Source organism: Pseudomonas nitroreducens, from assembly GCF_010994165.1.
Lineage (GTDB): Bacteria > Pseudomonadota > Gammaproteobacteria > Pseudomonadales > Pseudomonadaceae > Pseudomonas > Pseudomonas nitroreducens.
In genome coordinates this window covers 559,294-571,686 of sequence record NZ_WMBX01000001.1, presented here as the reverse complement: position 1 = coordinate 571,686, position 12,393 = coordinate 559,294, and the positions used below count along the sequence as shown (strand labels likewise).

The following is a 12,393-nucleotide window of genomic DNA, read 5'->3' as shown; positions in this document are numbered from 1 at the left end:
CGACATGCCCACGGAACAATCGGAAGGATTAATCCTTCGGTGATCCCCTTCGCATCCCCGAGGCCCAACCAAAGACGGGAACTGCACCCACCGGATTCCCCGCTCCCGCCCACAACCCGCGCCGCCAGCGGCTCTCCGCTCCGGTAACACTCCAGGCCCGCGACGCACGCATGGCGCAATGGCAACCGATGGGTCAGCATCGATCGTGACATCGCCCGATGTAACGATAACAACAACCAGCCTGGAGAAAGTCATGTCCCAAGGCGCCTGGATGCCCACCCCCGAAGACCTGCGGCACTTCCGCGAGATTCAGCAACTGGCCTACCGCTGCTGCGAAACCATTGCCGGCGAACTGCGCCCGGGCATCAGCGAGCGCGAGACCGCCGCGCTGATGAAGACCTGGCTGCTCGATCACGGCGTGCGCGACTGGTTCCACCAGCCCTTCGCCTGGTTCGGCAGCCGCACCTCCTTCAAGGGCTTCGACGGCCTGCGCCACCTGGGCGGCTTCAACCTGGCCTTCTACCCCGGCAAGCAGCGCCTGGAGGAAGGCATGCCCTTCATCCTCGACTGCGCACCGACCCTGGGCGCCTACACCGCCGACGTCGGCTACTCCGGCGCACTGGGCCACAACCTGCTGGTGGAGCGCCTGATGGACGATCTGCTGGCGCACCGCAACCTGATCGTCGAACAAGTGCGCCAACGCCTGCCGCTGGCCCATGTCAGCCAATCGGTGGACCGTCTCTGCCACCGCCAAGGCACCCTACCGCGGCACAAGGCCTATCCCTTCGAAGTGCTGGCGCACCGCGTGGAAAAACTCGGCGCACGCACCACCGGCCCGTCGGTCGCGCGCTTTGGCGTGCGCAACATCGCCACGCTGATGAAGAACGCCCTGATCACCGGCCGCCGCGAGGGCTGGTCGCCGCTGTGGTCGAGCAATGATCGTTCGCAACATGCGCCCACGCCCGGCCTCTGGGCCGTCGAACCGCACCTGGGCCTGCGTGGCGTGGGCGCCAAGTTCGAGGAGTTGCTGGTGGTCACCGAGGACGATGCCTACTGGCTGGACGACGACCTGCCCCACGTGCGCCGCTGGACCGAGCGCGGCCTGATCAGCGCCCCGGCGCGGCGGGAGGTGGCATGAACGCCATGCTGGAGAAGACCCTGCCGGCGCCGGAACGGCTGGACGTGCAGTCCGGCAACGTACGCCTGGCCGTCTGGCGCTGGGGCGAGGCGCACCTGCCGATGGTGCTGTTCGTCCACGGCTATCCGGACAACCACGAAACCTGGCTGCCGCTGATCCGCCATCTCTCGGGGCGCTTCCAACTGGTAGCGTACGACGTGCGCGGCGCCGGCGAATCGGACAAGCCGCGCAAGACCCGCGACTACCGCCTGGAACTGCTCAGCCAGGACCTCAAGGCCGTGCTCGATGCCGTCAGCCCGCAGCGCGCGGTGCATCTGGTGGCGCATGACTGGGGCTCGATCCAGACCTGGGAAAGCGTCACCGATCCACAATTGCGCGCCCGCATCACCTCCTATACCAGTGTCTCCGGCCCCTGCCTGGACCACGTCGGTTTCTGGATGCGCGACCGTCTGCGCCGCAAGACGCCGCGCGCGCTGCTGCAGATGGCCAGCCAGCTGCTGCATTCCTGGTACATCTACTACTTCCACCTGCCGCTGCTGCCGTCGCTGTCCTGGCGGTTCGGCGCGGCGAAGGCGTGGCCGCTGTACCTGCGCAAGGTCGAAGGCATCCGCAACCCGGTGCGCAACCCGCACCAGGCCAGCGATGGCGAGCACGGCGTGAAGCTCTACCGGGCCAACTTCATCACCTCGATCTTCAAGCCGCGCAAGCGCCACACCGAGGTGCCGGTGCAACTCATCGTGCCCACCCGCGACCTCTACGTCGGCCAGCAACTCTTCCAGCAGCTCTCGCTGTGGGCGCCGCGCCTGTGGCGCCGCGATGTCACTGCTGGACACTGGCAACTGCTCGCCGAACCGGTCCGACTGGGCAAGTGGATCGACGAATTCGTCAGCCATATCGAGGGCGGCGAAGCCCCGCCGGAGCTGCAGCGCGCGGCACTGAAGCCCGGCGCCGGCCCCTTTGCCGGCAAGCTGGTGGTGGTCACTGGCGCGGGCGGCGGTATCGGCCGCTCGACCCTGCTGAGCTTCGCCGAACGCGGCGCCAGCGTGCTGGCCGCGGATATCGACCCGGCCGCTGCCGAACGTAGTGCCGAACTGGCCCGCGCAGTCGGCGCCACGGCTCACAGCTATTGCGTGGACGTGGGCGACAGCGCCGCCATGGAGCGCTTCGCCCAGTGGGTGAAAAGCAGCCTCGGCGTGCCCGACGTGGTGGTCAGCAACGCCGGCATCGGCATGGCCGGGCCGATGCTCAAAACCACCCCGCAGGAATGGGAGCGTCTGCTGCGCATCAACCTGTGGAGCGTGATCGACGGTTGCCGGTTGTTCGGCAAGCAGATGGTCGAGGCCGGGAAGCCGGGGCACCTGGTCAACGTCGCCTCCGGCGTGGCTTTCGCGCCGTCACGCAACTACCCGGCCTACGCCACCAGCAAGGCCGCGGTACTGATGCTCAGCGAATGCCTGCGCGCCGAACTGGCGGGCAATGGCATCGGCGTCAGCGCCGCCTGCCCGGGCTTCGTCGATACCGGCATCGTCCAGGCCACGCGCTTCGCCGGCCTGGATGACGAACAACAGGCGAAACACCGTGCCAAGGTGCAGCGCTTCTACCGTCGGCGCCGCCTCAGCCCGGACACCGTCGGCGAACGCATCGCCCGCGCGGTGGAACGCAACCAGCCGGTGGTGAAAGTCGGCAGCGAAGTGCACCTGGGCGCCCTGCAATGGCGCTTCATGCCCTGGCTGTCGCGCCTGTTCGCCCGCCTCAATCTCACTGCCTGAGAACTGCCATGAACGACCATCATCACAAGCTCGTGCAACGCAAGGTGCAGTTCGACTACACCGATTCGCCGCTGCACTGGATTCCCGGCGAACCCGAAGCGTCCCACGCGATCAACGTCATCCACATGATGCTGCCGGCGGGCGAGCTGTGGTTCTGCCGCCTCTACAACAAGGCACTGCCCTTCGTGAAGGAAGGCCGGCTGCGCGAGGACGTGCAGGGCTTCATCCGCCAGGAAGCCATGCACGCCCGCGCCCACTCGGGTGCCTTGGACCGCTACCTGAGTCACCACGGCATCGACTCCACACGCTATCTGAAGGTCATGGACTACCTGTTCGAACAACTGCTCAGCGACACGCCGCTGGGCACTGAACTGTTCAACCGCACACCCTGGCTCAAGCGCTGGTGGATCGGCCAGCGCTGCGCCATCGTCGCCGCGGTGGAGCACTTCACCTGCATCCTCGGCAAGTGGATTCTCGAAGCCGATGCGCTGGACCGCGCCAAGGCCGACCCGGTGCTGCTCGACCTGTTCCGCTGGCACGGCGCCGAGGAAGTGGAGCACCGCAACGTTGCCCATGACCTGCACGTGCACCTAGGCGGCACCTTCGTCAGTCGGCAGCTGTGGATGTTCGTGGTGTGGCCGCTGATCATCTATCTGTTCGCCTTCGGCACCCGCACCCTGTCGCGGCAGGACCCGACCATCGCCAAACCACGCTCCTTCGCCGCGATCTGGCGCGATGGCTCGAAGTCCGGCGTGCTGCCGAAGATCAGCTCCCTGGCCACCAGCTTCCTGCGCTACTTCAAGCCCTGGTACCACCCGGACCACGAGGCCAACACCCAGGAAGCGCTGGACTACCTGGCCCGTTCGCCGGCCGCCAGCCGGGCCGCGCGCGCTTCGTAGCGCCTGTCGGCGCGCCCGCGCAGTGGATGCGCGGCGCACGTCAATCGCATACTGCGGCATACGTTATTCGACTCAGGGATGCCGCCGTATGCCGATGGGAACCTATCCGCTTCACCCCGCCCTATCCTCCCGCGTGGAGCGCCTGCCGGAGCAGGTGGACGTGGTCATCGCCGGCAGCGGCATCATGGGCTGCGCCACCGCCTGGCAGCTCGCCGGCCAGGGCCTTAGCGTACTGGTGCTGGACAAGGCCGGGATCGCCAGCCAGCAATCCACCCGTGCCTGGGGCTTCGTCCGCCAGCAGGCACGCGATCCGGCGGAAGTGCCGCTGATGATGGCGGCGATTCCGCTGTGGGAACGCCTGGAAGAAGAGCTGCAACTGCCGCTGGAATGGCGCCAGGGCGGCTGCCTGTACCTGGCCGAAACGCCGGAGCAGCAGCGCAAGTACGAAGACTGGCTGAAGGTCGCCGCCAACTTCGACCTCGGTACCCGGCTGCTGAGCCGCGCGGAAGTCGCGCAGTTGATGCCGGCCCTGAGCGACCCGGCACTGGGCGCCCTCTACACCGCCAATGATGGCCAGGCCGAGCCGCGCCGCGTGGCGCCCGGCTATGCGCTGCGTGCCATCGAGCGTGGCGCCGTGTTCGTCGAAGGCTGCGGCGTCACCGGCATCGACCGCGCCGCCGGCGCCGTCTGCGCCGTACAGACCGAACGCGGCTATGTGAAAACCCGTCACCTGCTGATCTGCGCGGGCGCCAGCAGTTGGCGCCTGGTGCAGAGCCTCGGCCTGGAGCTGCCGCAACAAGCCGTGCGTTGCACCGTTTCGCGTACCTGCCCCGGCCCGGACGTGGGCGCGCAGAGCTTCATCGGCCACGGCATCGGCTTCCGCCAGCGCGCCGATGGCAGCATCAACCTCGCTGACGAAACCCAGGCCGACATCGACCTGAACCTCGACTACCTGCGCGGCGCCAGACACTACCTGCCGCACCTGCCGGAGCATCGCGCGGGCTTCTCCTTCAAGCTCAACGGCGCGTTGTTCCACGACTTGCGCCAGCGCCTGCCCGGTTCGGAAAGGAGCGTGAACGGCCCGGTACTCGGCGAGCGCGATCCGCAGGTAAAGGCCAACACCGCGCGTGTCTTCACGGCACAGCAGAATCTGGCGAAAGCCTTCCCGGCACTACGCGATGTGAAAGTCGTGGAAAGCTGGGCGGGACTGATCGACGTGCTGCCCGATGGCATTCCGGTGCTCGATGCGCCCGCGCAAGTACCCGGACTGCTGATCGCCACGGGCTTCTGCGGCCACGGCTTCGCCATGGGGCCGATCGTCGGCCAACTGATGAGCCAGTGGATTTACAAAGGTGATCCTGGAATGGATCTGCATGCCTTCCGGCTGCGGCGCTTCGCCGATGGCACGGCGGGCAAGCCCTACTCCCTGTTCTGACGGAGCGGCCAGTGTTTTTTGTAGGCGCGTCCCCAGGCGCCCCTACTCGCCCTCTTCCACCAGCGGCGCATCGTCACTCAATGCCCGTTCCAGCCACTCCGTCGGCAGGTTCTTGCTCGCCCGCGCCCCCAGCAGCTTTACCTGCTCGGCGCGGCTGATCAGGTTGCCGCGCCCTTCGCAGAGCTTGTTGCGCGCAGCGGCATAGGTCTTGTCCAACTGCTGCAGGCGGGTCCCCATCTCATCCAGATCCTGCACGAAGAGCACGAACTTGTCGTACAGCGCCCCGGCGCGCTCGGCGATCTCGCGGGCGTTCTGGTTCTGCCGCTCCTGGCGCCACAGGCTGTCGATCACCCGCAGTGTGGCCAGCAGGGTGGTCGGGCTGACGATCACGATGTTGCGTTCGAAAGCCTCCTGGAACAGGTTCGGCTCGGCCTGCAGTGCCGCCGAGAAAGCCGCTTCGATCGGCATGAACAGCAGCACGAAGTCGAGGCTGTGCAGCCCTTCCAGGCGTCGGTAATCCTTGCCGGACAGCCCCTTCACATGGTTGCGCAATGACAGCACATGGGCCTTGAGCGCCTGCTGGCGGATCACCTCGTCCTCGGCGGCAATGAACTGCTGGTAAGCCGTCAGGCTGACCTTGGCGTCCACCACCACCTGCTTGTCGCCGGGCAGGCGGATCAGCACGTCCGGCTGGAAGCGCTCGCCATCCGGCGCGCGCAGGCTGACCTGGGTTTCATACTCGCGACCCTTCTCCAGGCCGGCGTGTTCCAGCACGCGCTCGAGCACCAGTTCCCCCCAGTTGCCTTGGGTTTTCTGGCCCTTCAGGGCACGGGTCAGGTTGGTGGCTTCCTCGCCCAGGCGCAGGTTCAACTGCTGCAGGCGCTCCAGCTCCTTGGTCAGCGAGAAACGCTCACGAGCCTCGGCCTGATAGCTCTCTTCCACGCGCTTCTCGAAGGACTGGATGCGCTCCTTGAGCGGGTCGAGCAACTGCCCCAGGCGCTGCTGGCTCGACTCGGCAAAACGCTGCTCGCGTTCGTCGAAGATTTTCCCGGCCAGCTCGGCGAATTGCGCCCGCAGATCGTCTCGCGCCGATTGCAGGTCGCCCAGTCGCTGCTGGTGATTGTCCTGCTGCTCGCGCAGCTCGGCGGAGAGCGCCGCGTGCTCAGCGGAAAGACGGCGCAGCTCGGTTTCCTTGTCGGCGCGCTCGGCCTGCCAGTCTTGCTCGGCGTTAGCCAGGCGGGCCCGCTCTTCCTTGCCCAGTTCAACTTCGCGGCGTAGCGCCGCCGCCTCGGCGGAGAGTTCGCCGTGCCGGCCACTCAAGCGCTGGAAAGCATCGCGATCCGCCTCAGCCCGCGCGGACAGCCCGTCCTGCGCCAGTTGCGCCGTCGCCAGCCGCTCGCGCAGCAGGGTCGCCTCCTGCTCCACCTCCACCCTTCGCGCTTGCAGACGCCAGGCAAGTGCAGCCATGGGCAGCAATCCGGCGAGCGCACCGATCAACAGGGCGGACAGATCGAGGGGCATGCAGGACTCCGAGGTGTGGCAAAGGATCGCGCCAGTCTACCAGCCGCTCGCCGGGAGCGGCCTCGTCCGCCGTAAAGGCCCTGGCACAAGGCTCCTGAGCAAGCGCTCGGGACAATCCACAGAAGCTGTGGATAACTCGGTGGAGAACTTGCTGAAAACCACCCATACCCCCAGTGAACTGGGGCCGTGTGACAGATTGGTGATTTTTTCACCAATCAAAATTCTCTTTATTTTTCAACAAGTTAAAAAACGCAAGGAAATTCACAGGGTGGCCAAGTGCAATGTTTCGGGGGCTTGACAGAGTGCGTCAGCATTGTGCACAAGTGCGCGCCACGCAGCAGCCGACCGCCCCGTTTCAGGGCAGTGGATAAGAAGTGTTCTCAGGCAAGCAGTGCTTGCTACCGGGCAATGCACGGGGCGGAAGATCCGTTTTCCGACGCCGATGCCCGGCAAACTTCAGGCGATCTGAGCCTCGCGCCGTGACACACGCTGCGGCCGGACAATGCGAGGTGGTTCGGGAAGCTGAATTGCCAACTGCTCCGCGGCGCAGACCCGCGCATAAATACGCTCGGCCGAACTGCGGCTCTTGCAGTCATAAAAGAATTGGTTGAGGTACACACGCCAGCGACGATCATCGCTGGGATGGACAGCTATCCGTATATCCATGGTCTGGCACTCCCTGCTTGGCCATCCCGCAACATACACCGCACAACATGACGCGTAAGCGGCGAAACGATGAACGGTCAGGCAGGATGGGGTAGCCTGCCGTCCACCAGGTACTGTTCACGCCGGTAAATGCGAGGGCTATCGGGCACCTGGGCATGCTTGAAGGCGACGTACTCCGAAGTCGTCTCGCAAAGCCAGGGCATCAGGTTGCGCGGGCGCTTCTCGGTAAAGGCCGAGGGCACGAACAACGCCACATTGATGCCCCCCTGCGGACAACGCGCCGAACGATATTCGAAAGCCTCCACCCCTGCATCGCGCATCGCACTGCCCATCCCCTGCGTCACGCTGTAATCCTGTGGATCGAGCAGGGCCGCGTGCTCGCGGAACGGCGGCAGGTGCAGCCGCACGCCCTTCTGCACCTGGAAGCGCGCCTCGAAGGAAGCGTGCTCGGAGAGGATCCGTCCACTGGGCGGCGGCGTGGCCATCCCCTCCCACAGCACGAAGCGGTAGAACGCCGATTCCGCCATCGCCGTTTCCAGCTTGAGCGCGCCGTAGAACAGGCTCGGCTCATGGCGCCGACCAAAGCGCGAGCCCCAGCGCAGCGGCGGGTAGCGGAACGGTGTCTTCAGCAGGTAATGCAGTGGCTCGGCGCTGGACGGCATGCGCGGTTTGCTGGTTTCCAGCAACTCCTCCAGCAGTGCCTGCTCTTCCAGCGTGTCCACCAGTTGCAACGTCGCCACCTGGCCCTGGCTCTCCACCAGTCGCACCAGGCGCCCACGGATGGGCGCGACAACCGAGTCCTCATACTTCGCCCATAGACGAGCGCCGGCTTCGAAGGACATTTAGACCTTGCCCCGGATGGCGTCCAGGTACTCGACCACTGCGACCAGCCCCTGCACCCGCTCCATCAACTGCAGCGGCACACCACCCAAGTGGCGGTTCTCGGTGCGCAGGAAGTGGCGCATGTCCTCATGATTACCGCCGAACAGAGCGAACAGCGCGCGGTAGATGCGCACCAGCAGCAACGCCAGCTCGCCGGTCTTGCTGTCCACGCGCAGGCCATTCTGCTTCCAGCGGCTCACCGCGCTGCGGTCCACGCCGACAATCGCAGCCAGCTCCTGCTGTGTCATCGCCAGGTGCTCGCGGGCAGTCAACACCGCCTTCGCGAGGACGGTATCGGCAGCCGGGTTTTCCTTCAGCAGTGCGCTCATGGCAAAGCTCCAACAAGTGCATTTGCTGCAAACATATCACCAAATGCTGTAACCACACAAAGACTGCAGTGCTGGAAAAGTCACCTGCCGCCTTCCCCCAGCAGCCCCGTATCAAAGCGCTGACAAAGCAGAGAATTTCTTTACCGAACATTTACTTAGGCTTGGCATTTATTGACCCGACGACGCGCTCTCATGAAGTACCCGGATCGTCCGGGAGATGAAAGCAGGAGCCACGCACCGGCAACGCCGGCTGCGCCAGGAGAAACACCATGAAGAAGTCTGTCGCCCTGTTCTGTGCCGCCCTGATGCTCGGCAGCCCGCTGGCGAGTTTCGCCCAGCCGGGGGGCGGCCCGGACTATGGTCCGAACCATCCGGATAATCGACCGCCGCAACAACAGCAGCGGCCGCCCCAGCAGCAACAGCAACGACCTGACCAGCAACAGCACTATCAACAGCGGTCCCAACAGCAACAGCAGCCTCACGGCAACTACAACCAAGGGCGCAATGGCCACGCGGATCCGCGTTACTACAGGAACCCGGACTACCGCCCTCAGGCCGGCATGCCCGTGCCCCACCGCGACTGGCGCCGCGGCGTGATCGTGGAACCGAACTATCGCGGCGACCGTTATTGGGTCACCGACTGGCAAGCGCGCCACCTGTACGCACCGCCGCGCGACCATCGCTGGCTGTACGTCAACGGCGACTACATCCTGGTGACCATCGCCAGCGGGTTGATCGTCAACATCCTGGCCGGCTATTGATCCACGTCAGGCGCTGGCGCTGAGCATCGAGCCGGCGCCACTGCCACCAGCCCTGCGGATCGCCTCGGCCAACGCGGCGGCGGTCTGCTGCATGGCCGCACTGGTACTGGCGATGCGGCTCTGCACGGCCATCAGCGCCGCGGTGCGCTCGGCATCCGAGGAATAGTGACGCTTCTGTGCGTCGGCCAGCTCCCGCTGCTCCTGCTGCAACTGCTTCTGCAATTCCTTCAGGCGCTTCTGCAATTGCTCAACGGTGGTGCTGGCCTTGCCGGAACTGGCGGAGCTGCTGCTCTTCTCGCTTTGCGCCGCTCCGCCGGCCTGCAGACGCGGGCTGCCGGAGCTTTCATTGGCGCTGTCGGCCTGCGTACCCGTGGTGGTGGTGGTGGCAACGCGTAGCTGACTGGCGAAAGCCTGGTTCGCCGAGGTAATCGAAAGGCTCATGCCGGATGTCCTTTGTACCGGGAATTCAGCCGCTCTATCGGCTGCGGCCGGAAAATCTTGAAAGCGCCTTCGCAGGGCTGGGCAAAGGCCCTAGGATAGGCGGCTTTATTTCCAGCCCGCCGCCATGGACAAGAAACGCGCCTACCAACTGATCCTCGCACGCCTCGCCGAAGACTTGGAGGTCGCCGTGCGCGCCGCCCAGACGGCCCACGAGACCGCGACCCACGAAGAAAACATCGCCGAGAACAAGTACGACACACTCGGTCTGGAAGCGGCCTACCTCGCTGCCGGCCAATCACGGCGCGTGGAAGAGATCCGACAGGCCCTGTCGCTGTTCGAGAACCTTCAATTGCGCGATTTCGACGAGGAACAGGGCATCCAGACCAGCGCCCTGGTGCAACTGATCAACGAGCGCGACCAGCAGCGCTGGGTATTCCTCGGCCCGGACGGAGCCGGCCTCAAGGTGCAGCACGAAGGCACCGAAATCCTGGTCATCACCACCCGCGCCCCACTGGGCAGCGCCCTGCTTCAGCGTCACCCCGGCGATGAAGTCGAAGTGGGAACCGGCAGCGCACGCCAGCGTTATGAAATCCTCGACGTCTGTTGACGCTTGCGCCCTGCAAAGCAGCAGTCGAGCGCATTGATGAAAAATCTGAGCGGAACAGACAATACCCGGCACGCGGACTGACGCAGACTAAGCTTCAAGGCCACACCCACTCCCGGCCTCAAGGAGAAGCATCATGCTGTTCAACTGGTCCGAGTACGTCCCCGCCGTGAAAAAAGCCTTCGGCGCCCTGGGCAAGAAACACCCGAAAATGATCGCCGCCTACCAGGCCCTGGAAGCCGCCGCCGCTGACGGCGACGCCCTGGATGCCAAGACCCGCGAACTGATTGCCATCGCCGTGGCCATCACAACCCGCTGCGACGGCTGCATCGGCGTCCACGCCGAGGCTGCCCGCAAGGCTGGCGCCACTGAAGCCGAGATCGCCCAGACCCTGGCCACCGCCATCTCGCTTAATGCCGGCGCCGCCTACATCTACTCCCTGCGCGCCCTCGAAGCCTACGAGTCCGCCGCCGCTCCGAAATGAGCCCTGCACCCGCGGCGCTTCGGCGCCGCGGGCCTGCCTCTTTCCCTTGAGGGGTGCGATGGGTTATCTGTGCTGCTCAGCCAACCAAAGCCGCTGCCCATGCCCCAGCCTACCCTCAGCTTCTGGAAACTCACCCTAGCCATCGCCGTCGGCATCTGGCTCGGCTGCCTGGCCGTCGCCGCCACCGCGTGGCTGTTCTGGCGCGACGCTCCGCTCGCTCTCGCACCTCACCTCGCCCCACCATCAACGGCAACGTCCACGGCGCCCCCACCAACCCGCAGCAACGACGAAATGTTCCAGCAATACCTGCAACGCCAGCAGGCCCTGCAGGAGCAGCAGAATCGTCAGGTAGAGAAATCGGAGCAGGAAAAACGCTTCAACAGCGCGCCATGCCAATTCTGGCTGCAGCAGTATCAAGCGGATCCGACGCAGAAGAATCGAGAGAAGATGGATGGGTATTGCGGGTGATGGGGATCAGGGTGGAGATTTTCATGACGTAGAAAAGACAAAACCCCTGAAACGCTAAGCATTTCAGGGGTTTCGGCCATATGTAATGGCGGAGAGATAGGGATTTGAACCCTAGGAACCATTGCTGGTTCAACGGATTTCGAATCCGTCCCGTTCGACCACTCCGGCATCTCTCCGTGCGGCGCGCATGATACCAGCTTGAAGTCCGAACGCGAAGCTTTGTTTTCGGATTTTTTTGCGTGGTATCAGGCGCTTGCGTGATTTCGCCGGTTTACAGCGGCACGCCCAGGCGGTGGGCCACTTCTTCGTAGGCTTCGATGACGTCGCCCAGCCCCTGGCGGAAGCGGTCCTTGTCCATCTTCTTGCGGGTTTCCTTGTCCCACAGGCGGCAGCCATCCGGGCTGAATTCGTCGCCCAGGACGATCTTGCCGTGGAACAGGCCGAACTCGAGCTTGAAGTCCACCAGCAGCAGGCCGGCGTCGTCGAACAGCTTGCTCAGTACTTCGTTGACCTTGAAGGAGTAGGCCTTCATTTCGGCCAGTTGCTCCAGGGTCGCCCAGCCGAAGGCCTGGACGTGGGATTCGTTGATGAACGGGTCGCCCAGGGCGTCGTTCTTCAGGAACAGTTCAAAGGTCGGCGGGGTGAGCTGCAGGCCCTCTTCCACGCCCAGGCGGCGCACCAGGCTGCCGGCGGCGTAGTTGCGCACCACGCACTCGACCGGGATCATGGCGAGCTTCTTGACCAGTACTTCGTTGTCCGACAGCAGGGCGTCGAACTGGGTCGGGATGCCGGCGGCTTCGAGCTTCTGCATGATGAAGGCGTTGAACTTGTTGTTCACCATGCCTTTGCGATCGAGCTGCTCGATGCGCTTGCCGTCGAACGCCGAGGTGTCGTTGCGGAACAGCAGGACGAGGCGGTCGGCGTCATCGGTGGTGTAAACCGACTTGGCCTTGCCGCGATAGAGTTCTTCGCGTTTTTCCATGATGGGCTCCGCTT

At 64.8% G+C, this 12,393-nt stretch carries 14 protein-coding genes and 1 tRNA gene; 9 read left to right on the top strand and 6 right to left on the bottom strand.

What is annotated here, in order from left to right; all coding sequences use genetic code 11:
- Positions 1 to 253: 253 nt before the first annotated feature.
- From GJV37_RS02725 to GJV37_RS02710, 4 genes are all read left to right on the top strand, one after another.
- On the top strand, positions 254 to 1,138 hold the full coding sequence (locus tag GJV37_RS02725) for a M24 family metallopeptidase (RefSeq protein WP_170859298.1): 885 nt from the start codon (positions 254 to 256) through the stop codon (positions 1,136 to 1,138).
- Positions 1,135 to 2,907 carry an SDR family oxidoreductase gene (locus GJV37_RS02720; RefSeq protein WP_170859299.1) on the top strand — a complete coding sequence of 591 codons (1,773 nt, stop codon included), beginning with the start codon at positions 1,135 to 1,137 and terminating at the stop codon, positions 2,905 to 2,907. The genes GJV37_RS02725 and GJV37_RS02720 overlap by 4 nt, the downstream gene beginning before the upstream one ends.
- Positions 2,908 to 2,915: 8 nt before the next feature.
- The gene (locus tag GJV37_RS02715) at positions 2,916 to 3,806 is read left to right on the top strand and encodes a metal-dependent hydrolase (RefSeq protein ID WP_170859300.1); all 891 of its coding nucleotides are present in this window, start codon (positions 2,916 to 2,918) and stop codon (positions 3,804 to 3,806) included.
- An 88-nt stretch (positions 3,807 to 3,894) separates the two neighbouring features.
- Complete coding sequence (locus GJV37_RS02710) at positions 3,895 to 5,241, top strand: NAD(P)/FAD-dependent oxidoreductase (protein WP_170859301.1); 1,347 nt, start codon at positions 3,895 to 3,897, stop codon at positions 5,239 to 5,241.
- Positions 5,242 to 5,283: 42 nt separating this feature from the next.
- Here GJV37_RS02710 and GJV37_RS02705 read toward each other — a convergent pair whose 3' ends face one another.
- Positions 5,284 to 6,648, bottom strand: coding sequence for a DNA recombination protein RmuC (locus tag GJV37_RS02705; protein ID WP_037006803.1), 1,365 nt, complete (start codon positions 6,646 to 6,648; stop codon positions 5,284 to 5,286).
- Positions 6,649 to 6,760: 112 nt separating this feature from the next.
- Here GJV37_RS02705 and GJV37_RS02700 point away from each other — a divergent pair, with 112 nt between their 5' ends.
- Complete coding sequence (locus GJV37_RS02700) at positions 6,761 to 7,060, top strand: hypothetical protein (protein ID WP_169889943.1); 300 nt, start codon at positions 6,761 to 6,763, stop codon at positions 7,058 to 7,060.
- A 445-nt stretch (positions 7,061 to 7,505) separates the two neighbouring features.
- On the opposite strand, the gene GJV37_RS02695 is transcribed toward GJV37_RS02700, so the two are convergent.
- Positions 7,506 to 8,270 (bottom strand): RES family NAD+ phosphorylase, encoded by a 765-nt coding sequence (locus GJV37_RS02695; protein WP_065085981.1) that lies wholly within the window; start codon positions 8,268 to 8,270, stop codon positions 7,506 to 7,508.
- Complete coding sequence (locus tag GJV37_RS02690) at positions 8,271 to 8,639, bottom strand: MbcA/ParS/Xre antitoxin family protein (RefSeq protein ID WP_024763405.1); 369 nt, start codon at positions 8,637 to 8,639, stop codon at positions 8,271 to 8,273.
- Positions 8,640 to 8,908: 269 nt separating this feature from the next.
- On the opposite strand from GJV37_RS02690, the gene GJV37_RS02685 reads away from it, so the two are divergent.
- On the top strand, positions 8,909 to 9,400 hold the full coding sequence (locus GJV37_RS02685) for an RcnB family protein (RefSeq protein WP_024763404.1): 492 nt from the start codon (positions 8,909 to 8,911) through the stop codon (positions 9,398 to 9,400).
- Between the two features lie 6 nt (positions 9,401 to 9,406).
- Here GJV37_RS02685 and GJV37_RS02680 read toward each other — a convergent pair whose 3' ends face one another.
- Complete coding sequence (locus tag GJV37_RS02680; RefSeq protein WP_170859302.1) at positions 9,407 to 9,841, bottom strand: hypothetical protein; 435 nt, start codon at positions 9,839 to 9,841, stop codon at positions 9,407 to 9,409.
- A 124-nt stretch (positions 9,842 to 9,965) separates the two neighbouring features.
- Here GJV37_RS02680 and GJV37_RS02675 point away from each other — a divergent pair, with 124 nt between their 5' ends.
- From GJV37_RS02675 to GJV37_RS02665, 3 genes are all read left to right on the top strand, one after another.
- Positions 9,966 to 10,448: a GreA/GreB family elongation factor gene (locus GJV37_RS02675; protein ID WP_037015828.1), complete on the top strand. Its 483-nt coding sequence runs from the start codon at positions 9,966 to 9,968 to the stop codon at positions 10,446 to 10,448.
- A gap of 133 nt (positions 10,449 to 10,581) precedes the next feature.
- On the top strand, positions 10,582 to 10,929 hold the full coding sequence (locus GJV37_RS02670; protein WP_017522075.1) for a carboxymuconolactone decarboxylase family protein: 348 nt from the start codon (positions 10,582 to 10,584) through the stop codon (positions 10,927 to 10,929).
- Between the two features lie 99 nt (positions 10,930 to 11,028).
- Entirely contained in the window at positions 11,029 to 11,397 is a 369-nt protein-coding gene (locus tag GJV37_RS02665; RefSeq protein WP_170859303.1) for a hypothetical protein, read from the top strand.
- An 86-nt stretch (positions 11,398 to 11,483) separates the two neighbouring features.
- Here GJV37_RS02665 and GJV37_RS02660 read toward each other — a convergent pair.
- Both GJV37_RS02660 and purC read right to left on the bottom strand, forming a co-directional pair.
- Positions 11,484 to 11,573: transfer RNA gene (locus GJV37_RS02660), tRNA-Ser, on the bottom strand.
- A gap of 95 nt (positions 11,574 to 11,668) precedes the next feature.
- A complete protein-coding gene (gene purC / locus GJV37_RS02655) occupies positions 11,669 to 12,379 on the bottom strand; it encodes a phosphoribosylaminoimidazolesuccinocarboxamide synthase (protein ID WP_038803299.1) in 711 nt (236 codons plus the stop codon).
- Positions 12,380 to 12,393: the final 14 nt, after the last annotated feature.